23 protein-coding genes and 1 tRNA gene are annotated in these 23,784 nt (G+C 67.0%); 12 read left to right on the plus strand and 12 right to left on the minus strand.

Annotated elements, in window-relative coordinates:
- Nucleotides 1-146: 146 nt before the first annotated feature.
- The 5 genes from AB1I47_RS05870 to hemW all read left to right on the plus strand — a co-directional run bounded on the left by AB1I47_RS05870 (nucleotide 147) and on the right by hemW (nucleotide 4,815).
- Nucleotides 147-1,175 carry a serine/threonine protein kinase gene (locus AB1I47_RS05870; protein ID WP_354682829.1) on the plus strand — a complete coding sequence of 343 codons (1,029 nt, stop codon included), beginning with the start codon at nucleotides 147-149 and terminating at the stop codon, nucleotides 1,173-1,175.
- 16 nt (nucleotides 1,176-1,191) lie between these two features.
- Nucleotides 1,192-2,106: a PP2C family protein-serine/threonine phosphatase gene (locus AB1I47_RS05875; protein ID WP_354682830.1), complete on the plus strand. Its 915-nt coding sequence runs from the start codon at nucleotides 1,192-1,194 to the stop codon at nucleotides 2,104-2,106.
- 96 nt (nucleotides 2,107-2,202) lie between these two features.
- A complete protein-coding gene (rph, locus tag AB1I47_RS05880) occupies nucleotides 2,203-2,922 on the plus strand; it encodes a ribonuclease PH (protein ID WP_354682831.1) in 720 nt (239 codons plus the stop codon).
- Between the two features lie 13 nt (nucleotides 2,923-2,935).
- A complete protein-coding gene (gene rdgB, locus AB1I47_RS05885; protein WP_354682832.1) occupies nucleotides 2,936-3,565 on the plus strand; it encodes an RdgB/HAM1 family non-canonical purine NTP pyrophosphatase in 630 nt (209 codons plus the stop codon).
- Entirely contained in the window at nucleotides 3,562-4,815 is a 1,254-nt protein-coding gene (gene hemW / locus AB1I47_RS05890) for a radical SAM family heme chaperone HemW (RefSeq protein WP_354682833.1), read from the plus strand. Before rdgB ends, hemW begins: the two co-directional genes overlap by 4 nt.
- A 178-nt stretch (nucleotides 4,816-4,993) precedes the next feature.
- Here the strand turns inward: hemW and AB1I47_RS05895 are convergent, their stop codons facing one another.
- The gene (locus AB1I47_RS05895; protein ID WP_354682834.1) at nucleotides 4,994-5,497 is read right to left on the minus strand and encodes an outer membrane lipoprotein; all 504 of its coding nucleotides are present in this window, start codon (nucleotides 5,495-5,497) and stop codon (nucleotides 4,994-4,996) included.
- 290 nt (nucleotides 5,498-5,787) lie between these two features.
- Here AB1I47_RS05895 and AB1I47_RS05900 point away from each other — a divergent pair.
- Nucleotides 5,788-5,877, plus strand: a tRNA-Ser gene (locus tag AB1I47_RS05900).
- Between the two features lie 43 nt (nucleotides 5,878-5,920).
- Here the strand turns inward: AB1I47_RS05900 and AB1I47_RS05905 are convergent.
- The 5 genes from AB1I47_RS05905 to AB1I47_RS05925 are packed head-to-tail and all read right to left on the minus strand — an operon-like array spanning nucleotide 5,921 to nucleotide 9,860.
- Nucleotides 5,921-6,295, minus strand: coding sequence for a hypothetical protein (locus tag AB1I47_RS05905; RefSeq protein ID WP_354682835.1), 375 nt, complete (start codon nucleotides 6,293-6,295; stop codon nucleotides 5,921-5,923).
- Nucleotides 6,296-6,343: 48 nt separating this feature from the next.
- Nucleotides 6,344-7,516: an osmoprotectant ABC transporter ATP-binding protein OsmV gene (locus tag AB1I47_RS05910; RefSeq protein ID WP_354682836.1), complete on the minus strand. Its 1,173-nt coding sequence runs from the start codon at nucleotides 7,514-7,516 to the stop codon at nucleotides 6,344-6,346.
- Complete coding sequence (locus tag AB1I47_RS05915) at nucleotides 7,513-8,163, minus strand: ABC transporter permease (protein WP_354682837.1); 651 nt, start codon at nucleotides 8,161-8,163, stop codon at nucleotides 7,513-7,515. Before AB1I47_RS05915 ends, AB1I47_RS05910 begins: the two co-directional genes overlap by 4 nt.
- A 10-nt stretch (nucleotides 8,164-8,173) precedes the next feature.
- Nucleotides 8,174-9,118, minus strand: coding sequence for a glycine betaine ABC transporter substrate-binding protein (locus tag AB1I47_RS05920; RefSeq protein WP_354682838.1), 945 nt, complete (start codon nucleotides 9,116-9,118; stop codon nucleotides 8,174-8,176).
- Nucleotides 9,119-9,143: 25 nt separating this feature from the next.
- Nucleotides 9,144-9,860 carry an ABC transporter permease gene (locus AB1I47_RS05925; protein WP_354682839.1) on the minus strand — a complete coding sequence of 239 codons (717 nt, stop codon included), beginning with the start codon at nucleotides 9,858-9,860 and terminating at the stop codon, nucleotides 9,144-9,146.
- A 679-nt stretch (nucleotides 9,861-10,539) separates the two neighbouring features.
- Here AB1I47_RS05925 and AB1I47_RS05930 point away from each other — a divergent pair.
- The 6 genes from AB1I47_RS05930 to AB1I47_RS05955 all read left to right on the plus strand — a co-directional run bounded on the left by AB1I47_RS05930 (nucleotide 10,540) and on the right by AB1I47_RS05955 (nucleotide 17,270).
- Nucleotides 10,540-11,469, plus strand: coding sequence for a pirin family protein (locus AB1I47_RS05930; RefSeq protein ID WP_354682840.1), 930 nt, complete (start codon nucleotides 10,540-10,542; stop codon nucleotides 11,467-11,469).
- A gap of 337 nt (nucleotides 11,470-11,806) precedes the next feature.
- Nucleotides 11,807-13,366, plus strand: coding sequence for an ABC transporter ATP-binding protein (locus AB1I47_RS05935; protein WP_354682841.1), 1,560 nt, complete (start codon nucleotides 11,807-11,809; stop codon nucleotides 13,364-13,366).
- The gene (locus AB1I47_RS05940) at nucleotides 13,359-14,471 is read left to right on the plus strand and encodes an ABC transporter permease (RefSeq protein ID WP_354682842.1); all 1,113 of its coding nucleotides are present in this window, start codon (nucleotides 13,359-13,361) and stop codon (nucleotides 14,469-14,471) included. The genes AB1I47_RS05935 and AB1I47_RS05940 overlap by 8 nt, the downstream gene beginning before the upstream one ends.
- A gap of 19 nt (nucleotides 14,472-14,490) precedes the next feature.
- Nucleotides 14,491-15,411, plus strand: coding sequence for an ABC transporter permease (locus AB1I47_RS05945; RefSeq protein WP_354682843.1), 921 nt, complete (start codon nucleotides 14,491-14,493; stop codon nucleotides 15,409-15,411).
- Between the two features lie 55 nt (nucleotides 15,412-15,466).
- On the plus strand, nucleotides 15,467-16,612 hold the full coding sequence (locus AB1I47_RS05950) for a BMP family ABC transporter substrate-binding protein (RefSeq protein WP_354682844.1): 1,146 nt from the start codon (nucleotides 15,467-15,469) through the stop codon (nucleotides 16,610-16,612).
- Between the two features lie 364 nt (nucleotides 16,613-16,976).
- Nucleotides 16,977-17,270 (plus strand): YkvA family protein, encoded by a 294-nt coding sequence (locus tag AB1I47_RS05955; RefSeq protein ID WP_354682845.1) that lies wholly within the window; start codon nucleotides 16,977-16,979, stop codon nucleotides 17,268-17,270.
- Nucleotides 17,271-17,346: 76 nt separating this feature from the next.
- Here the strand turns inward: AB1I47_RS05955 and AB1I47_RS05960 are convergent, their stop codons facing one another.
- The 6 genes from AB1I47_RS05960 to AB1I47_RS05985 all read right to left on the minus strand — a co-directional run bounded on the left by AB1I47_RS05960 (nucleotide 17,347) and on the right by AB1I47_RS05985 (nucleotide 23,742).
- Complete coding sequence (locus AB1I47_RS05960) at nucleotides 17,347-18,324, minus strand: quinone oxidoreductase family protein (RefSeq protein WP_354682846.1); 978 nt, start codon at nucleotides 18,322-18,324, stop codon at nucleotides 17,347-17,349.
- 42 nt (nucleotides 18,325-18,366) lie between these two features.
- Nucleotides 18,367-18,768, minus strand: a complete 402-nt coding sequence (locus AB1I47_RS05965) for a methylglyoxal synthase (protein ID WP_354682847.1) — start codon at nucleotides 18,766-18,768, stop codon at nucleotides 18,367-18,369.
- 58 nt (nucleotides 18,769-18,826) lie between these two features.
- Nucleotides 18,827-19,615 carry an SDR family oxidoreductase gene (locus AB1I47_RS05970; protein ID WP_354682848.1) on the minus strand — a complete coding sequence of 263 codons (789 nt, stop codon included), beginning with the start codon at nucleotides 19,613-19,615 and terminating at the stop codon, nucleotides 18,827-18,829.
- Between the two features lie 54 nt (nucleotides 19,616-19,669).
- On the minus strand, nucleotides 19,670-20,557 hold the full coding sequence (locus tag AB1I47_RS05975) for a DMT family transporter (RefSeq protein ID WP_354682925.1): 888 nt from the start codon (nucleotides 20,555-20,557) through the stop codon (nucleotides 19,670-19,672).
- A 292-nt stretch (nucleotides 20,558-20,849) separates the two neighbouring features.
- Nucleotides 20,850-21,323 (minus strand): MarR family winged helix-turn-helix transcriptional regulator, encoded by a 474-nt coding sequence (locus AB1I47_RS05980; RefSeq protein WP_354682849.1) that lies wholly within the window; start codon nucleotides 21,321-21,323, stop codon nucleotides 20,850-20,852.
- Nucleotides 21,324-21,471: 148 nt separating this feature from the next.
- Nucleotides 21,472-23,742: a xanthine dehydrogenase family protein molybdopterin-binding subunit gene (locus AB1I47_RS05985; protein WP_354682850.1), complete on the minus strand. Its 2,271-nt coding sequence runs from the start codon at nucleotides 23,740-23,742 to the stop codon at nucleotides 21,472-21,474.
- Nucleotides 23,743-23,784: the final 42 nt, after the last annotated feature.

Here is a 23,784-nt window from a genome sequence, read left to right on the forward strand (position 1 = left end):
CGGAGACGCCCTCCCCGAGCCTCCCGCACCTTATTCCGGGAGCGCTCTCAAAACGTTGAAAGGAGGGCAACTTTGCCCTTATTTGTGTTCTTTACAAGTGACCGATTAGCCCGGACAATCCGGAGGCAATTCAGGTCCCTATTCCCATGACAGAGTCCAAGGGCACTACACAACCAAAGAGTGCACCGCTGCCCGTCGGCACGCTGTTGTCCAACTATCGTATTGTAAAGAAGTTGGCCAGCGGGGGGTTCAGTTTCGTCTACCTGGCCACCGACGAAAAGGGAGCGCCGGTCGCCATCAAGGAATACCTGCCGTCGTCGCTGGCACGGCGCAACCCGGGCGAACTGATCCCGGTGGTGCCCGAGGAAAACGCCGCGGCATTCCGGCTGGGCCTGAAGTACTTCTTCGAGGAGGGCCGCTCGCTGGCCCGGATCTCCCATCCCAGCGTGGTGCGCGTGGTCAACTTCTTCCGCGAGAACGCCACGGTCTACATGGTGATGAACTACGAGCTGGGCAAGACGCTGCAGGAGCATATCCTGGCGGCCCGGCAGCAGGCCCGGCCCAAGGTGCTGCGCGAGCATTTCATCCGCAAGGTGTTCCACGAGCTGATGAGCGGGCTGCGCGAGGTGCATATCCACAAGCTGCTGCACCTGGACATCAAGCCCGGCAATATCTACCTGCGCGAGGACGAATCCCCGATCCTGCTGGATTTCGGCGCCGCGCGGCAGACGCTGACCATGGAAGCGGCCCGCTTCCAGCCCATGTACACGCCCGGCTTTGCCGCGCCGGAGCTCTACGGCAAGCATACCGACCTCGGCCCGTGGACCGACATCTACAGCCTGGGCGCGACGCTGTACGCCTGCATGTCGGGCATGCCGCCGCAGGAAGCCAACCAGCGCGAAAAGGACGACCGCATGGCCGAGGCGATCGTGCGGCTGCGCAGCAGCTACACCAACGGCCTGGTCGACCTGGTCGAATGGTGCCTGCGCCTGACGCCGTCCGAGCGCCCGCAGAGCGTGTTCCGGCTCCAGAAGGAACTGCGCGAGCAGACCAATGCGCTGGGCGAGCAGGCCGCGCAGCAGCCGGCGACCGCCCCGGCCCCGTCCGCCGAACGGCCAGCGACGGGCTCGCGCTTCCGCACGCTGCTGCGCCGCCCCGGCGCCAGCGTCGAATAAATCACAACGAGCCAACATGCGATTCTCTGTCTACCAGGAAAGCCGGAAAGGCGGCCGCCGTATCAACCAGGACCGCATGGGCTATTGCTTTACCCGCGACGCGCTGCTGATGGTGCTGGCCGACGGCCTGGGCGGCCATGCCCACGGCGAGGTCGCCGCGCAGCAGGCGCTGCAGACGCTGGCGCGCCAGTTCCAGGCCCAGGCGCGACCCGCCGTGCGCAACCCTGCCGAGTTCCTGCAGGACACCATCATGCTGGCGCACCGCGAGATCCACCGCTACGCGGAAGCCAACAAGCTGGCCGACGTGCCCCGCACCACCGTGGTCTGCTGCCTGGTGCAGCATGGCCAGATCCACTGGGCGCATGCCGGCGATTCGCGCTACTACCTGCTGCGCAAGGGCCAGCTCCTGACGCGCACGCGCGACCACTCCAAGATCGAAAACCTGCTGCAGCAGGAACGCGTGCTGCCGATGCAGGTGGCCAACCACCCTGAGCGCAACAAGCTCTACAACTGCCTGGGCTCGCCCAACCTGCCGCTGATCGACCTGGGCGGCCCGGTGCGTCTGGAGCCTGGCGACGTGGCGCTGCTGTGCTCCGACGGCCTGTGGGGCAGCCTGGAAGAACCGGTGCTGGTCGACCGGCTGTCGCGGCTGTCGGTGGTGCAGGCGGTGCCGGCGCTCATCGAGCAGGCGCTGCAGAACGCCGGCGAAGGCGCCGACAACACCACCGGCATCGCCATGATGTGGGAGCTGGACAGCAACACCACCGGACAGGATGCGGTGATGACCGACACGCTGCCGCTGAACGCCTTCACCACGTCGATCCTGGAGCGCACCGGTTCCGAAAGCGACCTGCTGTCCGAGGAAGAGATCGAGCGCTCGATCGCCGAGATCCGCGCCGCCATCGACAAGACCAGCAACCTGATGCGCTGACGCGGCCGCTACGGCAGCAGGCATGCAGCCCATGCAGCGCGCAGGGGCTGGCGGCGTTAGAATCGCGGTCTCTCCCCGATTCGGACAAACCATCCCATGCGACCCAGCGGCCGCGCAGCCGATGCGCTGCGTTCCATCAGCCTTACCCGCCACTACACCCGCCACGCCGAAGGCTCTGTCCTGTGTGCCTTTGGCGATACCAAGGTGCTGTGCACCGCCAGCGTGCTGGCCAAGGTGCCGCCGCACAAGAAGGGCAGCGGCGAAGGCTGGGTCACGGCCGAGTACGGCATGCTGCCCCGCGCCACGCACACGCGCTCGGACCGCGAAGCCGCGCGCGGCAAGCAGACCGGCCGCACCCAGGAGATCCAGCGCCTGATCGGCCGCGCCTTGCGCTCGGTGTTCGACCTGGCGGCGCTGGGCGAATACACGCTGCACCTGGACTGCGACGTGCTGCAGGCCGACGGCGGCACCCGCACCGCGGCCATCACCGGCGCCTTTGTCGCCGCGCATGACGCGATTTCGACGATGCTGCGCGACGGCCTGATCGCTGCCAGCCCGATCCGCGACTTCGTGGCCGCGGTCTCGGTCGGCATGGTCGACGGCGTGGCGGTGCTGGACCTGGACTACGCCGAGGACAGCGGCTGCGACACCGACATGAACGTGGTGATGACCGGCAGCGGCGGCTTTGTCGAGGTGCAGGGCACCGCCGAGGGCGCGCCGTTCAGCCGCGCCGACCTGGACGCCATGACGCGCCTGGCCGAAGCCGGCATCGCGCGCCTGGTGCAGCATCAGCGCCAAGCGCTCGGCCTGGCCTGAGGAGCGCATCGCGATGCAACGCCTGGTCCTGGCCTCCAACAACCCCGGCAAGCTGCGCGAATTCGGCACGCTGCTGGCCCCGCTCGGCTTTGACGTGGTGCCGCAGGGCGACCTGGGCATCCCCGAGGCCGAAGAGCCCTTTGTCACGTTCGTCGAGAACGCGCTGGCCAAGGCGCGCCACGCCAGCCGCCTGTCCGGCCTGCCCGCGCTCGCCGACGACTCCGGCATCTGCGTGCAGGCGCTGGGCGGCGCGCCCGGCGTCTATTCGGCGCGCTATGCGCAGATGGCGGGCAAGCCCAAATCGGACACGGCCAACAACGCCCACCTGGTGTCCCAACTCGCCGGCAAACTGAACCGCCATGCGCACTACTACTGCGTGCTGGTGTTGGTGCGCCATGCCGAGGACCCCTGCCCCATCATCGCCGAGGGGCTGTGGCACGGCGAAGTCGTCGACGCGCCGCGCGGCGCGGGCGGCTTCGGCTACGACCCGCATTTCCTGCTGCCGGGCGAGGGCAAGACCGCGGCCGAGCTGACGCCCGAAGAAAAGAACGCGGTCAGCCACCGTGCGCAGGCGCTGCGCACGCTGGTGGCACGGCTGCAGGTCGAGCATGGCGGTAAGGCCGCGCAGAGCGCAGGGCGATGATACCGATCGTACCGGCCGGCAACGCAGCGCCGTCCGCGCCCCCCTCCACGCCTGCGGACAGCAAGCAGCTCTGGCTCAAACCGGGGCAGCTCAACCTGCCCGGCTCGCCGCCGCTGTCGCTGTACGTGCATATCCCGTGGTGCGTGCGCAAGTGCCCGTATTGCGATTTCAACTCGCATGCGGCGCCGGGCGCCGATAACCACGAAATTCCGGAAGACCTCTACCTGGACGCGCTGCGCGCTGACCTGGAGCAGTCGCTGCCACTGGTATGGGGCCGGCCGGTGCATACGGTCTTTATCGGCGGCGGCACGCCGAGCCTGCTGTCGGCCGCGGGCATGGACCGGCTGCTGTCGGATATCCGCGCGCTGCTGCCGCTCGATGCCGATGCCGAGATCACGATGGAGGCCAACCCCGGCACGTTCGAGGCGGACAAGTTCGCCAGCTATCGTGCCAGTGGCATCAACCGGCTGTCGATTGGGATCCAGAGCTTTAACGACCGCCACCTGCAGGCGCTGGGCCGCATCCATGGCGGCGCGGAAGCGCGCAAGGCGATCGAGATCGCGCAGGCCAGCTTCGACAATATCAATCTCGACCTGATGTATGCGCTGCCAGGCCAGACGCTGGACGAATGCAGGCAGGATCTCGAAGCCGCGCTGTCGTACGGGACCACGCATCTGTCGCTGTACCACCTGACGCTGGAGCCGAACACGCTGTTCGCGAAGTTTCCGCCGGCGCTGCCGGACGATGACGTTGCTTACGAGATGCAGTATCTGCTCGAGGCGCGCACGGCTGAAGCGGGCTATCGGCACTATGAGACCTCGGCCTACGCCAAGCCCCATCGCGAGGCGCGCCACAATCTCAACTACTGGCGTTTCGGGGATTACTTGGGCATTGGCGCGGGTGCGCATGGCAAGTTGTCGTTTCCGCATCGTGTGTTGCGGCAGATGCGGCACAAGCATCCGGCCACCTATATGGCGCAGGCTCTGGCCGGCAATGCCGTGCAGGAGGCGCGCGATGTCGGTGCGGATGAGTTGCCGTTCGAGTTCATGCTCAATGCGCTGAGACTGACTGACGGTGTGCCTGCGTCGAGCTTTTATGAGTACACCGGGTTGCCGCTGCATACGATCAGCAAGCAGCTGAGCGAGGCGGAAAAGAAGGGGCTGCTGGAAGCGGATCTGACCACCATTCGGCCTACCGAGCTTGGGAGGCGGTTTTTGAATGATCTGCAGGAGATGTTTTTGAAGGATTGAAGTGGGAGGTCTTGGGGGCTGGTGACATGTTGTCGTAGCTCGACGGCTCTCGTTGTTGTCGACAGCGGCTGAACAACGACAGCATGCCACCCAACAGCGCGAGCCCTCGACCAACGACATAAAAAAGGGCCACGCACCGCGCAGCCCTCTACATTTGGGCAAACGTCAGACCAACACGTCAGTACGGCGTAGCCATATCATTCGCCACCCGCGCCCGCATCCCCACCTGCAGGTTGCCAAGGTTCGACTGCGTCACGGTAGCGAGACGGCCATCATCCAGCCGTACATTCACCCGATACACCGTCTGCGTACTGCTGCCGGCGCGCTTCTCGATCTGATTACCAGCCACGGCGCCGACCACGGCACCCCCGATGGTGGCCGCGGTCTGCCCGCGTCCGCCGCCGACCTGGTGGCCCAGCAGGCCGCCCGCGGCACCGCCGATGACCGTGCCCAGCAGGCCAGAGCTGCCCTGCGTAGTGGTGATCGGCTCGATCGATTCAACACGGCCGTAATACACCGCGCCGGCCGGAGCCTGCGATGAGGCGGGAGTCTGGTACCCCGGAGGCGGGGCGTTGTAGCCAGTGTTGCCATAACCGCCACCATACGGCGCGGCGCAACCAGCCAGCATGGCCACCGCGGTGGCGGCCGGAAGGATCAGCCATTTCTTGCTATGGGTTCGCATTTTGAGTTCTCCTCTGTTGCCAGGCGAAAGCCGGGAATGCGGCACACACCGCGTCCGCCGGCACGACAATATGAGCGATGCCGGCGTGTGAAGGTTCCGCAATGTCAGACGGACGCCGACAGCCGCGGCCCCAGGTGTGGCAGGAAGTTTACGCACGCTGCAATGCCGCATCGCAAGACCTCCCTCAATTGCACGCCGGCCTTGTATAATGCGCGGCCTGGCCCATCAGGCCGGCAGGCAGCAGCGCACGGGACTCTTCCGCTTTCGCGCTACAATGCCCGCACTTTTACGGAAGCGTGGCCGAGTGGTTTAAGGCAGCAGTCTTGAAAACTGCCGATGGGGTGACCCATCCGTGAGTTCGAATCTCACCGCTTCCGCCAGACAGCAAAACGGCCCGCACCAGGCAACCGGTGCGGGCCGTTTTCATTGGCCGGGATCGTCCAGCCCTTCCGTCAGCAGGCGGTACGCCTCGGCCTCGGAGATCTTCAGCCGGTACTTGCCGGCAAGAAACCGCGCCAGCGTGTGCGCCGACTCCGGCGGGCTGTGCCGCAACTGCTCGCGGTACGCCTCCACTTCATAGCGCAGGCGCCAGCGCCGGCTGGCCAGGTACAGCACACCCATCAGACCCCAGCTGCGCCAGAACTGGCGCACGTGGACCTTCTCATGCTCGAACAGCGCATCGCTGGCGCCAGGGCGCAGCAGGATCAGCGGGCCGGGCGTAAAGCCGTCAAACCCGCGCGGGATCAGCCAGCGGGTTTCGACGACCAGGCACAACGGCGAACGGCAGTAGCGAAGCATGCGTCAAGCATAGCGCGATCGGCACTGCCCTGCCCTCCTGCGCTGGCCTCAGGCGGCTGCGCGCAGCGGTGCCGTGGCAGCTGCGGCCGGCATCAGCGCCGCCTGCCCGCGCGAGCGGCCCGAGCTCAGGTAGCCGGCGATCGATTCCTGCGTGACTTCGCCCAGGTAGCCGCCATCCGCATCCATCACCGGCAGCCAGCTCGTGTTGTGCTGGTACATGCGCGACAGCACGATGCGCAGGTGTTCGTCGAACGCCGCGGTCACCGCGAACGGGCGCATCGCGTCGCGGCACTGGCCCTTGCCGGAGCGCGCATCGCGGCGCGCGACGTAGCCCACCGCGCGCTGCGCCTCGTCCACCACCGGCAGGTGGCGCACGTCGGCATCGTCCATCACGCCCAGCGCTTCGGCCAGCGGCATGTCGGGGCGGCAGCTCGGCGGCATGGTGGCGGCGTCGCCGGCACGCACCAGCAGCAGGCGCTTGAGCGTGTTGTCGTGGCCGACGAAGGCCTGCACGAACTCATCGGCCGGATGCGCCAGCAGCGCGTCGGGATGGTCGAACTGCACCAGCTTGCCGCGGCGGAACACCGCTACCTTGTCGGCCAGCTTGATCGCTTCGTCGATATCGTGCGAGACCATGATCACGGTCTTGCCGAGCTGGCGCTGCATCTGCAGGAACTCGTTCTGGATGCTCTCGCGGTTAATGGGATCGACCGCGCCGAAGGGCTCGTCCATCAGCAGCACCGGCGCATCGGCCGCCAGCGCCCGGATCACGCCGATGCGCTGCTGCTGGCCGCCCGAGAGCTCGCGCGGATAGCGGCTGAGCATCAGGTTGGGATCGAGCTGCACCATCGCCATCAGCTCGCGCGCGCGCTCGCGGCATTGCTTCTTGCCCCACCCCAGCAGGCGCGGCACCACCATGATGTTTTCTTCGATGGTCATGTTGGGGAACAGGCCGATCTGCTGGATCACGTAGCCGATCTTGCGGCGCAGGGTCACGCCGTCGATGCCGCGCGTGTCCTCGCCTTCGATGCGCACCGTGCCCGAGGTCGGCTCGATCAGCCGGTTGATCATCTTCAGCGTGGTGGTCTTGCCGCAGCCCGACGGGCCCAGGAAGACGCAGATCTCGCCGCGCGGCACCGTCAGCGACACGGCATCCACCGCGCGCACCTCAGCGCCGTTTTTCTGCGGGAAAGACTTGGTGAGTTGGTCGAGTTCGATCATATGCGGATTCCTTTTGGCGTCAGTACCCGCTGCAACCACTGCAGGAAGGCGTCCGCCACGATGGCGAGCAGGCTGACCACGACCGCGCCCACGGCCAGCTTGCTCATGTTGCTCTGGCTGATCGCCTGCAGGATCAGCACCCCAAGGCCACCGGCGCCGATGATGGCGGCAATGGTGGCAACCCCGATATTCATCACCACGGCGGTACGCACGCCGCCGAGGATCACCGGCACCGCCAGCGGCAGGTCCACCAGCCGCATCCGTTGCCAGGTGGTCATGCCGATGCCGCGGCCCGCTTCCTGGATGCCGGGGTCGACATTGGCCAGCGCGGTGTAGGTGTTGCGCATGATCGGCAGCAGCGAGTACAGGAACACCGCCGTCACCGCGGGCACGTAGCCCAGCGCATGGCCGAAGCGCGCGAAGATCGGAATCATCAGCCCGAACAGCGCGATCGACGGCAGCGTCAGCACGATCGTCGCCAGCGCCAGCAGCGGCGTGGCCAGCGCGCGGAAGCGCGTGATCACGATGCCCAGCGGCACCCCGATCAGGATCGCCAGCCCCACGGCCGAGCCCACCAGCGCGAGGTGCTCGCCGGTCATTTTCAGCAGCGTGGGCCAGCTATGCTGCAGGTACGAGATCAAGTCCATGCGGCCCTCCTCAGATCAATCCGTGGCGGCGCAGGAAATCCTCCGCGACCTTGTCCACCGGCTGCTGGCCGATGTCCACCTTGTAGTTCATGTCGGTCATGCTCTCGTTGTCGAGCCTGGCCGCCAGCGCATTGAGCAGGCCCGCGAGTTGCGGATGCTTGTCGAGCACCGGCTTGCGCACCACCGGCACCGCGTTGTACGGCGGGAAGAAATGGAGGTCGTCTTCCAGCAGCACCAGGTCGAAGCCCTTGACGCGGCCATCGGTCGCATAGACCAGGCCGAGTTCCACCTGGTTGTTCTTCAGCGCGGTGTAGACCAGGCCCGGATCGAGCTGGATCACGTCGCGGCGCGAGAACGGCAGCTTGTACAGCGCCTTCAGCGGCTCGAGCCCGTCCGGGCGCGCGGCGAATTCCATGTCGACCGCAAACGGGTGGCCGGCGTCAGGGCCGGCCTTGCGCATCTGCTCGGCAAGGGCCGACAGCGTGGTCGCGCCGCTGGCCGCCGCGCGTTCCTTCGGCATCGCCAGCGCATAGGTGTTGTTGATGTTCGAGGCATCGAGCCAAACCAGCCCGCGCGCGCCGTCCATCTGCTTCACGCGCTCATAGCTTTCCTTGGCGCCCAGCTTTTCCTGGACCTTGTTGAACACGATCAGCGCGGTGCCGGTGTAGTCCCAGACCACGTCGAGCTGGTTGCTCTCCATCGCCTGCCGCATCAGCGTGCTGCCCAGGCCGGCGGTCAGTTCGGTGGTGAAGCCCTTGGCGCGCAGGTACTTCGAAGTCATCGACGACAGCAGCAGCTGCTCGGTGAAGTTCTTGCCGCCCACGCGGATCGGCGCAGCGGTGGCATCCGCAGCGTGTGCATCAGGCGCAGTGGCCAGCGCCAGGCCCGCCGCAAACGCGGTGACGGCCGCCACTACCATGGCGACGCGTCGGGCCCGGCGGCGGACGAATTGCATGTGATTTTTCATATCGACCTCAAGGTCAGCGCGCCAGCCCGCGGCGGCGCAGGTACATCTGGCCGGCGGCGGCAAACAGCGCGTCCAGTGCCAGCGCCAGCAGCGCCGTGGCGGCCGCGCCCAGCAGCAGCAGCGACTGGTTGTTCAGGTAGATGCCCGGGAAGATCAGCTCGCCCAGGCTGTTGGCGCCGATCAGGAACGACAGCGGCACCGTGCCCACGTTGATCACCAGGCTGATGCGGATGCCGGCCAGCATCACCGGCAGTGCGTTGGGCAGTTCCACTCGCACCAGCCGCTGCACCGGCGTCATGCCGATGCCGCGCGCCGCTTCCAGCAGCGTCGGCGACACGGTGCGCAGCCCTTCATAGGTGTTGCGCACGATCGGCAGCAGCGAAGCCAGCCACAGCGCCAGGATCGCGGGCCGCTCGCCGATGCCGAGCACGGCCAGCGCGAGCGCCAGCACCGCCAGCGACGGCACGGTATTGCCGACGTTGAAAACCTGCATCAGCCGGTCGGCCCAGCGGCGCATGCATGGCCGGCTCAGCGCGATGCCGGCCGGGATGCCGGTGACCAGCGCCAGCGCCATCGACATCGCCACCAGCCGCAGGTGGTCGGCCACGTCGTAGACAAGGCGCTCCTGGTATTGGCGGATCACATCGACGCCGATCCATGCCACCAGTGCGGCCAGCGCGGCAACGGTCAGTCCTGCCCAGGCGAAAGCCCGTGCCGATTGCTTTGACATACTCTCCCCTTTTCCAGGCCGGAAAAGCGTGCAGGACGCCACTTCCGGACAGCGGAAAACAATATGGGCAGGTGGTTGCGGAGATAGAGGCGCCACCGGCCCGGTTCAGATTGCATTGCCGCCATGACCGGCAGGATTGCCGGCGGACGGTCTGTAGGGTCTTCCGCCGTGGGCGGGGAACCTGATTGACGGGATGCCGGCGCGGGGCGCGGCTGTCCCTGAAGCGGCGCAACCAGAGACGCAAGGGCGTGGCATCGGGTTGGCCAGTGGCAGCGCAGGTATTGAAGGTTTTCGACGCGCCGCCGATCCATCGGCCGTTGACTGACAAGGGCTGACGGGGATTTTCCCACCCTGCTTCTTGCATCAACGGATCACAAAGAGAGCTCTATTATAGCGATCTTCATCGATCTTGTCATCTTCCTGAATTCCCACGCCGATTTATCCGCAATTTCTGACCAGAATGCGCCCTGCAAGACGCCTGAATTTCTGCCTCGCCGCGTCCGGTCTAGTGTTCTGATTTCGACCAGCAAATCAGACCGAGTCGATGCACCAATAGAACAATCTGTTGCCGTCCGACCCTCTACTCTTTCCTGGCCAAACCACTAAATTGACGAGGTAGCCGAAATGACGGGAAGCACGGCGCAACCGCCCGGTGCAACCCGCCCACAGGAGAAAGAACATGGACACCCGTACCACCCTCGCCACGATTCCCGCCACTGCCGCGGAAACCGTGCAACGCTCGCGCACCGTGGACCGCGTCGTGCGCGGCATTGCCACCTCGGACGGCGCCGGCGTCAAGCTGACCCGCGTGCTGACGCAGAACCTGCAGCGCCGGCTGGACCCGTTCCTGATGCTCGATGCCTTCGGCACCGACAGCAAGGACGACTACGTCGGCGGCTTCCCCGATCACCCGCATCGCGGCTTCGAGACCATCACCTATATGCTGGCCGGCCGCATGCGCCACCGCGACAGCGCCGGCAACGAAGGGCTGCTGCAGAACGGCGGCGCGCAGTGGATGGTGGCGGGCTCCGGCGTGGTGCATTCGGAAATGCCGGAGCAGGAAGGCGGGCGCATGGAGGGCTTCCAGCTCTGGCTGAACCTGCCGGCCGCGGACAAGATGACCGCGCCCTGGTATCGCGACCTGCCGTCGGCGGAAATTCCGACGGTGGCACTGGACAATGGCGCCACGGTGCGCGTGCTGGCGGGCGCCACGCATGGCGTGGCCGGTGCGATCACGCGGCCGGTGACCGAGCCGGTCTACCTGGATGTGCACCTGCCGGCCGGGCAGAGCTTTGCGCAGGCGCTGCCGGCCGGGCATAACGCCTTCGTCTATGTGTACCGGGGCGAGGTGTCGATCGGTGAAGGCGATGAAAAGGCCGCGCTCGAAGCGCAGCGCATGGGCGTGCTCGACAACGCCGGCGTCGCCGACGGCGTCATCGTCAAGGCCGAAGCCGACGCGCGCTTCCTGCTGATCGCCGGCAAGCCGCTGAACGAGCCGATCGCGCAGTACGGCCCGTTCGTGATGAACACGCAGGAGCAGATCTACCAGACGCTGTCGGATTTCCGGGACGGGCGCTTTGCGACGATCGCGGCTGCCAGCGGGGGCTGACACAGGGAAGACAGCAATCACCGTTCCAAATCTCTCAGTAGCGCCAAGCCGCCGCCTCCACCAGGAGGCGGCGGCTTTTTTTTTTCATACTGTTGCCGGCATGCGACTTGCAACCTGCCTGCAACCGTTGCCGGGCCTGGAAACTCGCCGCATTGGCCTGGTCCGGACCCCGCTCACTTATATAATTCACCACCAATATCGGGCATCACCAAACCATGATGAATGCTGCAATGCGTCGCGGCGATGCTGCGCCACGCACTGCCGCGCTTCCGAATCGCCTTCGTTCCTTGTGCGCATTCATCCCGTTGCTGCCAATACAACAACCCGAGCCGCCTCAGTGACACCACAACTCCCTCCCAGGCTGGCCCTCGCCCATATCAGCAAGCGCTACCCGGGCGTCGTCGCCAATGACGACGTCAGCCTCAGCGTCGCCCCCGGCGAGATCCACGCCGTACTCGGTGAAAACGGCGCCGGCAAATCGACCCTGATGAAGATCATCTTCGGCGCGGTCCGGCCCGACGCCGGCGAGATGCACTTAAACGGGGAGCCGGTCACCATCAACAGCCCGCACGATGCCCGCAACCTGGGCATCGCCATGGTGTTCCAGCATTTCTCGCTGTTCGACACGCTGACGGTCACCGAGAACATCGCGCTCGGCCTGCCCGCCGCGCAGCAAGGCAGCATGCGGGAACTGGCCGAGCGCATCCGCGCCACCGCGGAACGCTACGGCCTGCCGCTGGAGCCGAACCGCCATGTGCATACGCTGTCGGTCGGCGAGCGCCAGCGCGTGGAGATCGTGCGCGCGCTGCTGGCCAACCCGCAGTTGCTGATCCTGGACGAGCCCACCTCGGTGCTGACGCCGCAGGCCGTGGAAACGCTCTTCGTCACGCTGCGCCAGCTTGCCGACGAAGGCACCAGCATCCTCTACATCAGCCACAAGCTCGACGAGATCCGCGCGCTGTGCCATCACGCCACCGTGATGCGCATGGGCAAGGTCACCGGCGTGTGCGATCCGCGGCAGGAAACCGCGGCGTCGCTGTCGCGGCTGATGATCGGCGGCGAGCCGCCGCGCGAGGCGCGCGTGACCACCGAGCGCGGGCCGGTGCGGCTGAGCGTGCAGGACTTGTCTCTGCCGCGCGCGCATGCATTCGCCACCGAGCTGGACGGGATCTCGCTCGATGTCCATGCGGGCGAGATCGTCGGCATCGCCGGCGTCTCCGGCAACGGCCAGCAGGAACTGCTGGCGGCGCTGTCGGGCGAGGATACGCGCGCCGACAACGTGTCCGTGCAACTCGGCGGCAAGCCCGTGGGCCGGCTCGACGCGCGCCGGCGCCGCCGCGCCGGCCTGGCCTTCGTGCCGGAAGAGCGGCTGGGCCGCGGCGCGGTGCCGGGCATGAGCCTGTCGACCAATGTGCTGCTGTCGCACCAGACGCCGCCTTACGTGCGGCAAGGCATGATCTCGCCGAAGGCCGCCACCGGGCTGGCCGCGGCGGTGATCGACCGTTTCCGCGTCAAGGCCAGCGGCCCCGATGCGCTGGCGCGCAGCCTGTCGGGCGGCAACCTGCAGAAATTCATTGTCGGCCGCGAAATCGAAAGCGGCCCGAAGGTACTGATCGTGGCGCAGCCGACGTGGGGCGTGGACGTGGGCGCCGCGGCACAGATCCACAACGAGATCCTGGCGCTGAAGGCCACCGGCTGCGCCATCCTGGTGGTCTCGGAAGAACTCGACGAGCTGTTCGCGATCTGCGACCGGCTGCACGTGATCGCCAAGGGCCGGCTGTCGCCGTCGGTGCCGACCGAAAGCGCCACGCGCGAACAGGTCGGCCTGTGGATGAGCGGACTGTGGGATGGCGGCCCCGCCCGCGCACGTACCGCGGAGGTGGCAAGCCATGGCTGATATGCGCAACCTGCTGCCCCGCTCTCCCCTCACGCTGGCGCCGCGCGGGCTGCCGTCGCGCGGCATGGCCTACGCGTCGCCGGTGATCGCGCTGGCGCTGACGCTGCTGTTCGGCGCGCTGCTGTTCGTGGTGCTCGGCAAGGACCCCGTGGCCGCGCTCAAGGTCTTCCTGGCCGACCCGCTGCGCGACAAGCGCGCCATCGGCGAGGTGCTGCTGAAGACCGTGCCGCTGGTGCTGTGCGCGCTCGGGCTATCGGTTTGCTACCGCGCCAATGTGTGGAACATCGGCGCCGACGGGCAACTGATCGCCGGCGGCATCTGCGCCGGTGCCACCGTGCTGTATTTCGATGTGCCGGGCCAGGCCATCAACGGCACCGTGGTGCTGGTGCTGGCGTCGCTGGCCGGCATCGTGGGCGGCATGCTGTGGGCCTCGATCACCGCGCTGCTGAAGGACAGGTTCAACGCCAACGAGATCCTGGTGTCGCTGATGCTGACCTATATCGCGCAGCAGCTGCTGCTGTGGGTGGTCAACGGGCCGCTGAAGGATCCGGCCGGCATGAACTTCCCGCAATCGAAGGTGTTTTCGTCCGAGTACCTGCTGCCCAACCTGATGTCGGGCTCGCGCCTGCACGCGGGCTTTGCGGTAATGCTGGTGCTGGTGGCGGTGATGACGGTGTTCGTGTTCCGCAGCTTCGCGGGCTACCGGCTGCAGGTGGGCGGCACCGCGCCGGCAGCGGCGCGCTACGCGGGTTTCTCGGCGCGCAGCGCGCTGTGGAGTGCGCTGCTGATCTCCGGCGCGACAGCTGGCCTGGCGGGCGCATTCGAAGTGGCGGGTCCGATCGGGCAACTGCTGCCGTCGATCTCTCCGGGCTACGGCTTCACTGCGATCATCGTCGCCTTTATCGGCCGGCTGCATCCGGTCGGCACCGTCTTCGGCGGCATCATGATGTCGCTGTTCTATATCGGCGGCGAGATGGCACAGTCGCGCCTGGGCCTGCCGTCGGCCATAGGCTGGGTGTTCCAGGGCATGCTGCTGTTCTTCCTGCTGGCCTGCGACACGCTGATCGAAAACCGCCTGCGCTGGCGCGCCACGGCCGCGGCCTGAGCGGAGCCACGACAACAACATGGAACAACTCGCTCCCCTCATCGCCACCGCCATCAATGCCGGCACGCCGCTGCTGCTGGCCGCGCTGGGCTTGCTGATCAACGAACGCTCGGGCGTGCTCAACCTGGGCGCCGAAGGCATGATGCTGGTCGCCGCGGTGGCCGGCTTTATGGTCGGCTACCAGACCCAGTCGCCGATGCTCGGCTTTGCCGCCGGCGCGCTTGCCGGCATGCTGATGGCCACGCTGTTCTCGTGGCTGGCGCTGGTGCTGGCCACCAACCAGGTCGCCACCGGGCTGGCGCTGTCGATCTTCGGCACCGGGCTGTCGGCCTTCATGGGCCAGCGCTTCGTCGGCTACGCCATGCCGGCGCAGGCCAAGGCCGTGCCCGGGCTGGCCGACCTGCCCTTTGTCGGGCCGGCGTTCTTCCAGCACCACTGGATGGTCTATTTCAGCCTGCTGCTGTGCTTCGCCATCATGGGGTTCCTGTTCCGCACCCGCGCGGGCCTGACGCTGCGCGCGGTCGGCGAGTCGCCGGAATCGGCGCACGCGCTCGGCTACCCGGTGCGCACCATCCGCTTCGGCGCGCTGCTGTTCGGCGGCGCCTGCTGCGGGCTGGCGGGCGCGTACCTGTCACTGGTCTACACGCCGATGTGGGTCGAGAACCTGGTGGCAGGCCGCGGCTGGATCGCGCTGGCGCTGACCACCTTCGCCACCTGGCGTCCGGGCCGCGTGCTGGTGGGCGCCTGGCTGTTCGGCGGCGTGACCATCCTGCAGTTCTACCTGCAGGGCATCGGCGTGGAGGTGCCGTCGCAGTTCCTGTCGATGCTGCCGTACGCGGCGACCATCGTGGTGCTGGCGCTGATCTCGCGCAACCCGGCGTGGATCCGGTTGAACATGCCGGCCTCGCTCGGCAAGCCGTTCCGCCCCGGCAATGCTTAGACTTTCTGACGGAAATCCCTCGAGCCGTACCAACAATTCACCACAAGGAGAAATCATGATCGTCACGCGAAGGAAGACCCTGGCGGCACTGGCCGCCACCGCAGTGCTGGCGCTGGCCGGTTGCGGCAAGAAAGAGGCCGACAAGCCTGCCGAGACGGCAGCGCCGGCCTCCCCGCCCGCTGCCGGACAGGCTGCCGAGCCGCTCAAGGTCGCCTTCGTCTACATCGGCCCGGTTGGCGATGCCGGCTGGACCTTTGCGCATGACAACGGCCGCAAGGCCGTGGAAGCGAAGTTCGGCGACAAGGTCAAGACCACCTTCGTCGAGAACGTGCCGGAATCCGCCGCCGACGCCGAGCGCGTGTTCCGCGACCTGGCCAGCCAGGGCAACAAGCTGATCTTCGGCACCACCTTCGGCTACATGGAGTCGATGCTCAAGGTCGCGAAGGAATTCCCGGACGTGAAGTTCGAACACGCCACCGGTTTCAAGACCGCCGAGAACCTGGCCCAGTACGACGTGCGCACCTATGAAGGCGCGTACCTGGCGGGCGTGGTCGCCGGCAAGATGAGCAAGACCGGCAAGATGGGCGTGGTGGCCTCGGTGCCGATCCCCGAAGTGATCCGCAATATCGATTCGTTCACGCTGGGCGCGCGCAGCGTCAACCCGAACGCCACGGTCAAGGTGGTGTGGGTCAACAAGTGGTTCGATCCGGGCAAGGAGCGCGAAGCCGCCACCACGCTGATCGGCCAGGGCGTTGACATGCTGATGCAGAACACCGACTCGGCCGCCGTAGTGCAGACCGCGCAGGAAAAGGGCGTGTATGCCTTCGGCTGGGACAGCGACATGACCAAGTTCGGCGAGAAGGCCCACCTGGCCGCCTCGGTGATCACGTGGGGCGTCTACTACAACAAGGTGGTGGAAGATGTGCTGAACAAGCAGTGGAAGAACGGCACCACCTGGTGGGGCCTGAAGGAAGGCATGATCGACCTGAAGGCGTTCAACGCGGCCGTGCCTGAGGACGTGAAGAAGCTGGTTGAAGAGCGCAAGAAGGGTATCGCCGACGGCAGCGCGCCAATCTGGAAGGGGCCGATCAAGGACAACACCGGCAAGGAACAGCTGGCGAAGGACCAGGTCGCCGACGACAAATTCCTGCATGGGGTGAAGTTTTATGTCGAAGGTGTGGAGGGCAAGATTCCCGGCTGATTGGTGCACCCGAGCGGCCCGAGCTAGCCCCTCGCTGCGCGGGAGAGGAGATCGGTTTTGGGTGCGCCAAAGCCGCCCGAACTAGCCTAAGCAAGGTGTTCTCCCTCTCCCCTCATTCCCTCATGGGGAGAGGGACCGGGGTGAGGGGTGGTCTAGCTAGGAACCACATCAAGCAGGGCCAACGGTTTTGTCCAGCACGCTGGCTCCGACCCGCACCCGGGAGAGGGGCGCAAACCAGCAGCATTGGTCACACCATCTCCATCTCCAATCTCCCGGCTCCCCCGGAACTTGAACCCCTCGACAACGGCCCAAGATATCTGCGTATGCGCCAGTGTCAGGCGCCGCCATGTGAAGGAGGCCTCTCATGTTGAAGCGATTTTCGGCCCTGTGGACGCTGGTTCGTCGTGATGGCCGCCTGTTCTGGTACGCGTTGCGCCACCCGGATGCGCCGGCATGGCTGAAGCCCGCGGCAATCGGGCTGCTGTTTTACGCGATCTCGCCGATCGACGTCATTCCGGACATCGTGGCCGGGCTGGGCATCGTCGATGACGTGGTGCTGATCCCGCTGGCCGTGCATTTCATCCTGAAGCGCCTGCCGCCGCATATCCTGCGCCAGGCGCAGTCGCGCGCCGCCGCCACCACGGTCCGGCCGCACTGACGGTATCGTCTCAAGAAAAAAGCCCCGGGGCAGCGCTTGCCGCCCCGGGGCTTTTGCATGCCTGCGTCGCAGACGCTCAGTTTGGCAGCAGGATGGTCGAGCCGGTGGTCTTGCGCGACTCCAGGTCGCGGTGCGCCTGCGCCACCTCTGACAACGCGTAGCGCTGGCGGATATCGATCTTGATCTTGCCGGTGGTCACAGCGTCGAACAGGTCGGCCACCATCGGCTCCAGCAGTTCGCGATGCACCACATAGGTCATCAGCGTGGGGCGCGTCAGCCGCAGCGAGCCCTTGGTGCCGAGCACCGACAGGTCGAACGGCGGCACCGGTCCCGACGCGTTGCCAAAGCTGACCATGGTGCCGCGCGGCGCCAGGCAGTCGAGCGAGCCCAGGAAGGTGTCCTTGCCGATCGAGTCATAGACCGCCGGCACGCCCTTGCCGTTGGTAATTTCCTTGACGCGGTCGACAAACGATTCGCGCGTATAGACGATGGTGTGCGCACAGCCGTTGGCGCGCGCCAACTCCGCTTTCTCATCGCTGCCCACGGTGCCGATCACGGTCACGCCCAGCGCCTTGAGCCACTGGCTGGCGATCAGGCCGACACCACCCGCGGCAGCGTGCAGCAGCACGGTGTCGCCCGGTTGCACCTTGTAGCTGTCTCGGATCAGGTACTGCGCGGTCAGGCCCTGCAGCATCATCGCCGCGGCGGTCTCGAACGGGATCGCGTCCGGTAGCCGTACCACGATATCGGCCGGCATCACCCGCACCTGCGCATACGCGCCGGTGGGACGCCCGGCGTAGGCGACGCGGTCGCCCACGCTCACGTGCGTCACGCCCTCGCCCACCGCCTCGACCACGCCGGCGCCTTCCATGCCCAGGCCCGCCGGCAGCGGCTGCTTGTACAACCCGGTGCGGAAATAGACGTCGATATAGTTCAGGCCCACCGCCTCATGGCGCACCCGTACCTGACCCGGGCCGGGCTCGCCCACTTCGACATCGACCCACTGCATCACTTCGGGACCGCCGGTCTGCTCGATCCGGATGGCTTTGCTCATCTGCGTCGCTCCTCGTTATGGTGTTGCATCGATCGGGAAAAATCAGGCTGTCTTGCCCTCGTCCGCCACCTCACGGGTCAGGCCCGCGAGCAGCAGCTCGGCGGTGGCCACGTTGGTCGCGCACGGCACGTTGTGCACGTCGCACGCGCGCACCAGCGCGTTGATATCGGGTTCATGCGGCTGCGGCGTCATCGGGTCGCGCAGGAACACCACGGCACGCACCAGCCCTTCGGCAAGCTGCGCGCCGATCTGCAGGTCGCCGCCCCACGGCCCCGACAACATGCGCGTCACGTCCAGCCCGACCTCGTCGATCAGGCGCCCGCCGGTGGTTCCGGTGGCCAGCAACTCGCACTGCGAGAGAAACGCGCGGTGGCGCGTGGCGAAGGCGACGATATCGTCCTTCTTGTGGTCGTGGGCGATCAGCGCGATGCGTGGGCGAGTCATCAGTGTTTCCTTGTTGCGGGGTCGGTGAACTGCGGAATGCCTGGGGAATGCAGGAACGTCAGAAGGTGCCCGGGTAGGCGCCGCCGTCGAGCAGCACGTTCTGCCCGGTGATATAGCCGGCGTGGCGGCTGCACAGGAAGGCGCAGGTGGCGCCGAACTCGGCCGGGTCGCCGAAGCGGCGCGACGGGTTCTGCGCGGCGCGGCGCTGGGCCACCTCTTCGACGGGAAGGCCGGCCTTCTTCGCGCCGGCTTCCATGGTCTTGTGCAGGCGGTCGGTTTCGAACGGGCCCGGCAGCAGGTTGTTGATGGTCACGCCATGCTGCGCCACCTCGCGCGCCACGCCCGCGACAAAGCCGGTCAGGCCCGAGCGCGCGCCGTTGGACAGGCCCAGCACATCGATCGGCGCCTTGACCGCGCCGCTGGTGATGTTGATGATGCGGCCCCACTTGCGCGCGATCATGCCGTCGACGGTGGCCTTGATCAGCTCGATCGGGGTCAGCATGTTGGCGTCCAGCGCGGCCAGCCAGTCATTGCGGTCCCAGTCGCGGAAATTGCCCGGCGGCGGGCCGCCGGCGTTGTTGACCAGGATGTCGAGGTTGCCCAGCTTGGCCACCGCGTCGAGCGCCGCCTTGCGGCCCTCCGGCGTGGTGATGTCGGTCGCCACCGCGATCACGCGGCGGCCGTGGCGCGCGCGCAGGTCAGCGGCGGCCTTTTCCAGTGCCTCGGCGCCGCGCGCCACGATCACCACATCGACGCCTTCAGCCGCCAGTGCATCGGCACAGGCAAAGCCCAGGCCCTTGCTGGCGCCGCATACCAGCGCATGCTTGCCGCGCAGTCCGAGATCCATGTCTTTCTCCTTGTTTCGTTGTCTTTGGCGGGCCGGCCCGGCGCCGGCCCCGCATCATGATTTCCTTGCCGACAGCAGGTACATGCCGCCCAGCACCAGTGCGCTGCCGGCAAGCTGCACGCCGCTGACCGGCTCGCCCAGCAGCCAGAAGCCGAGCAACAGCGTGGACACCGGCCCGATCATGCCGGCCTGCGACGCCATCGGCGCGCCGATACGGGCCACCGCCACCATGGTCAGCGAGACCGGCAGCACCGTGCAGAACACCGCATTGATCAGTGACAGCCACATCACCGGCGCCGGCTGCGCCAGTTCCGCCACCGGCCGGCCCAGCACGGCGTACTGGATCACGCAGCAGGCGGTCGATACGCACATCGCGTACGCCACCAGCCGCAGCGAGCCGATGCGCCGCACCAGTTCGCCGCTCAGGATCAGGTAGATACCATAAGTCATGGCACTGGCCAGCACCAGCGCGCCGCCCAGCCACACCTGGCCGCCGCTGACGTCCAGGTCATGCGCGAACACCAGCACGATGCCCGCATAGGCCAGCAGCAGCGACACCCACTGGCGCGCGGCGATCGGGCGGCGGAATACCAGCGCGGTGATCAGCAGCACGAATGAGGGGGTCAGGAACAGGATCAGCCGCTCCAGCCCGGCGGTGATGTATTGCAGGCCGATGAAATCGAGGAAGCTCGACAGGTAGTAGCCGATAAAGCCGAGGAACACCACGCGGCCACGGTCCGCCCACGACAGCGGCGCCAGCTTGCGCGACTGCCACCAGCCGATCGCCATGAACAGCGGCACCGCGAACAGCATGCGCAGCGTAAGCACCATCACCGCATCGACGTTGTAGCGGTACATCAGCTTGGCGACGATCGCCTTGGCGGAAAACAACACTGCGCCGATGGCGGCGATGGCCAGCCCCGAACGCTGCGGCGATGGCAGGGCGGCTGGGGCGGCAAGGGACTTCTGGGAGGCTGGCACTGAGAATACGGGGAAAGCCGTGCAGGGTAGGCGGACCGCCACGGCGGCCCCGCGAAACGACCGGACGATTGTATTCGAAAAGGCGCAAGCGCATCGGGCACCACTTCGCGCGCTATCCCCCTACAATGGCCGCGCGCCGGTTGCGTCACCGCCGGCGCCAGTCCAACAGATCGAGAGGAGAGCGCCATATCGCAAGGCACGCGCCTGCCTCTCTCTCGCGGGCGGGAGAGCAACCCGGCCGCGGTCGCAGGCGCTACCCACCATTCCCTTCATCAACTTCACTCATCTTCCGCAGCAAGTAAGTCACCGCCACCCGCTCAGCCGGATTAAGACTGCCAAACGTCTGCTCGGAAATCTGCCTGGCAAACGGCACGGTCTCATCGATCAACGCCAGCCCCGCAGCGGTCACCGTTACCACCACCTTGCGCCGGTCATTGGGATCATGCGACACCGCGATCAGCTGGCGTGCCTTCAGACGTTCGATAATGCCGCGCACCGTCGCCTGGTCGATCGCCGTCGCCCGCACCACCTCATTCATCGAACACGGCTGGCGGTCCCTGACCGCGCACAGCACCACAAACTGCGCCGCAGTGAGCTGCGAATCGGGAATGGTCTGCTGGAAGATCGCGACATGGCGCTGGTAAGCACGCCGCAGCAGGTGGCCGACCTGCTCGGTGAAGTCGTAGTCGTTGGCGGTGTTGTCGGACGGGTCGGAAGGCAAGGGCACGTCGATCGTGTTGCGGTGGATGAGCGTGCCCCGAGTATACCGATCCAGGCGTGGAAAGCGCTGCTCCGTGAAATCGCGAGCCTGGGCGCTGGTTTGCTCCCCTCTCCCGCTTGCGGGAGAGGGGACCGGCTTGGTGGTTCACACACCGTCAGCCGTTGATCGCCGCCAACACCGTTTCCGGCACGAACGGCGGGCGGCGCAGCCGCACTCCGATCGCATCGAACAACGCATTGGCAATCGCCGGCGCCCCCGGCAGCGAGGCCGACTCCCCTGCCCCCAGCGGCGGCTCTGACTGCCGCGGCATCAGCACCACCTCGATCGGCGGAATCTCCGGAAAGGTCAGCAGCGGATAACTGCCCCATTCACGGCTGGCAACACCGTCGGCGTCAAAGCGCACCTGTTCCTTCAGCACGCGGCTCAGCGTCTGCACCACGTTGCCGTGGATCTGGTGGCGCACGCCGTCGGGGTTGACCATCATGCCCGTGTCCTGGCCGACGACAACCTTGGCGAGCGCGATGCGGCCGGTGGCGGCATCCACCGCAAGATCGACCACCCACGCTGCCCAGGCAGCGCCGAATCCGGGGAAACGGCTGTGGATATAGCGGGCATAGGCCACGCCGCGTCCGCGCAGCATGCCGTCGGCATCCGGCGTTCCTCGCGAACCCTGCACACCACGCTGCCAACCCGCCGTATCGGCCACGGCCCGCAGCAGTTCCCCGGCCCGTGTATCCGGCAAATGCCGCAAGCGGAAATCCACCGGATCCACACCCGCCTGCGCCGCCAGTTCGTCGATCATGCATTCATGCGCAAACGCATTGGGCAACGCCGACACACCACGCAGCCATGAAGCCCTTACGATCGCCGGCGTGTCGTCGCAGCCGATGCGCCGCGCGGCATACGCATATGGCGGCACGGCGGTGCGGTCTCCCATCTCCAGCACGCGCGGTGCGTTGGGCACCGTACCGGTCAGCACCAGCGCCAGCGTCGGCGCATCGTTGGATGGATAGCGGCTGGTGAAGTCATAGCCGAGCAAGGCACCGTCCGGCCCCAGCGTGGCGCTGACGTCCATCAGCTGCGCCGCGCCCTTGGGCTCCCACAGGTGCTCCTGCTCGCGCGACAACTGCACGCGCACCGGGCGCCCCACTGCACGCGACAGCAACGCGGCATCGGCGCAGACATCGTCGGCGCAGTTGCGTCCGTAGCAGCCGGCGGCTTCCATGCGGACGATCTCGATGCGGTCTTCACCCAGCCCGCTCACCCTGGCCAGGTCGATGCGCAGCACATGGGGGTTTTGCGTGCCCGACCAGACGGTGAGGCCATCGTCATGCCAGTCGGCCACCGCGCATGACGGGCCGATCGAGCCATGCATCTGGTAAGGCCAGACGTAGCGGCGCTGCAGCACGGTACTTTCGCCGCGCGCGGGGACCTCGCCTTCGGCAAGCAGTTCGCGCCGTGTGGCGGGATTGGCGCGCAGCGCGGGCTCCGGGTCATCGAGCGCAGGCAGCGGCGGCACCGGCTTCCAGCGCACCCGCAGCCGGCGCGCGGCCTGCACCGCGTGCTCCTCGCGCTCGGCCACCACGCCGACGAAGTCGCCGTGCACCACCACGTCGACCAGACCCGGCACATCGCGCACCGAGTCGCGGTCCACCTCCAGCAGGCTGTTGCCGACAAAGTCGCCGCTGTCGCGGCCCGCATACGGCGGGCGCACCACGCGGCCATGCAGCATGCCGGGCACGCGCACGTCGTGGACGAAGGTCAGCACGCCGCGCGCCTTGTCGGGGATATCGACGCGGCCCGCCGGGCGGCCAACAATGCGGTAAGACTCGACCGGCTTGGTCGGCACGTCGTCGGCCAGCGGCAGCTCCACATGCTCGCCGGCCACCAGTGCGCCGTAGCCGATGCTGGTTTCCGTACCGGGGATGCTGAAGACGCCGTCCTCCGCCCTCAGCCCGCTCGCTTCCACGCCGAGCTGCCGCGCCGCACGCGCCAGCAGCCACGCGCGCGCCTGCGCCGCGGCGCGGCGTAGCGGCAGTGCCGAGATCTGGATCGATGCGCTGGCGATAGTGGGGCCCTGGTTCGGCGTCGCCTCGGTATGGCCCAGCACCATGCGCACGCGTTCCAGCGGCACGTCGAGCTCTTCCGCCACGATCTGGGCCAGCGCCGTGCGAATGCCGGTACCCAGGTCGACATGCCCGTTGAAGGCCAGTACCTCGCCGCTGTCGCGCACGGCGATAAAAAGGTCAGGCAGCGCCGGCACATAATCAGACGCCGCGCCGGGCTGGCCGGGCGCGGGACGCGCCGCCGCCTGCGGGGCGCGTGTCACCAGCAGCACGCCGGTGGCCTGCAGCAGCGCAAGGCGCAACGCGCGGGGCGTGGCGGGATCGGCGTGTGCCGCGGGTTGCAGGTTGGTCGCCGTCATCGTTCCACAAACTCCTTCACCAGCCGGCGCCCGGGGCGCCGT

The organism is Cupriavidus necator, assembly GCF_040578825.1.
In the GTDB taxonomy this organism is placed as follows: Bacteria; Pseudomonadota; Gammaproteobacteria; order Burkholderiales; family Burkholderiaceae; genus Cupriavidus; species Cupriavidus necator_E.

Coding starts and splice junctions, on each gene's coding strand:
- AB1I47_RS05870 (WP_354682829.1), top strand. CDS start 147: ATGACAGAGTCCAAGGGCACTACACAACCAAAGAGTGCACCGCTGCCC.
- AB1I47_RS05875 (WP_354682830.1), top strand. CDS start 1,192: ATGCGATTCTCTGTCTACCAGGAAAGCCGGAAAGGCGGCCGCCGTATC.
- rph (WP_354682831.1), top strand. CDS start 2,203: ATGCGACCCAGCGGCCGCGCAGCCGATGCGCTGCGTTCCATCAGCCTT.
- rdgB (WP_354682832.1), top strand. CDS start 2,936: ATGCAACGCCTGGTCCTGGCCTCCAACAACCCCGGCAAGCTGCGCGAA.
- hemW (WP_354682833.1), top strand. CDS start 3,562: ATGATACCGATCGTACCGGCCGGCAACGCAGCGCCGTCCGCGCCCCCC.
- AB1I47_RS05895 (WP_354682834.1), bottom strand. CDS start 5,497: ATGCGAACCCATAGCAAGAAATGGCTGATCCTTCCGGCCGCCACCGCG.
- AB1I47_RS05905 (WP_354682835.1), bottom strand. CDS start 6,295: ATGCTTCGCTACTGCCGTTCGCCGTTGTGCCTGGTCGTCGAAACCCGC.
- AB1I47_RS05910 (WP_354682836.1), bottom strand. CDS start 7,516: ATGATCGAACTCGACCAACTCACCAAGTCTTTCCCGCAGAAAAACGGC.
- AB1I47_RS05915 (WP_354682837.1), bottom strand. CDS start 8,163: ATGGACTTGATCTCGTACCTGCAGCATAGCTGGCCCACGCTGCTGAAA.
- AB1I47_RS05920 (WP_354682838.1), bottom strand. CDS start 9,118: ATGCAATTCGTCCGCCGCCGGGCCCGACGCGTCGCCATGGTAGTGGCG.
- AB1I47_RS05925 (WP_354682839.1), bottom strand. CDS start 9,860: ATGTCAAAGCAATCGGCACGGGCTTTCGCCTGGGCAGGACTGACCGTT.
- AB1I47_RS05930 (WP_354682840.1), top strand. CDS start 10,540: ATGGACACCCGTACCACCCTCGCCACGATTCCCGCCACTGCCGCGGAA.
- AB1I47_RS05940 (WP_354682842.1), top strand. CDS start 13,359: ATGGCTGATATGCGCAACCTGCTGCCCCGCTCTCCCCTCACGCTGGCG.
- AB1I47_RS05945 (WP_354682843.1), top strand. CDS start 14,491: ATGGAACAACTCGCTCCCCTCATCGCCACCGCCATCAATGCCGGCACG.
- AB1I47_RS05950 (WP_354682844.1), top strand. CDS start 15,467: ATGATCGTCACGCGAAGGAAGACCCTGGCGGCACTGGCCGCCACCGCA.
- AB1I47_RS05955 (WP_354682845.1), top strand. CDS start 16,977: ATGTTGAAGCGATTTTCGGCCCTGTGGACGCTGGTTCGTCGTGATGGC.
- AB1I47_RS05960 (WP_354682846.1), bottom strand. CDS start 18,324: ATGAGCAAAGCCATCCGGATCGAGCAGACCGGCGGTCCCGAAGTGATG.
- AB1I47_RS05965 (WP_354682847.1), bottom strand. CDS start 18,768: ATGACTCGCCCACGCATCGCGCTGATCGCCCACGACCACAAGAAGGAC.
- AB1I47_RS05970 (WP_354682848.1), bottom strand. CDS start 19,615: ATGGATCTCGGACTGCGCGGCAAGCATGCGCTGGTATGCGGCGCCAGC.
- AB1I47_RS05985 (WP_354682850.1), bottom strand. CDS start 23,742: ATGACGGCGACCAACCTGCAACCCGCGGCACACGCCGATCCCGCCACG.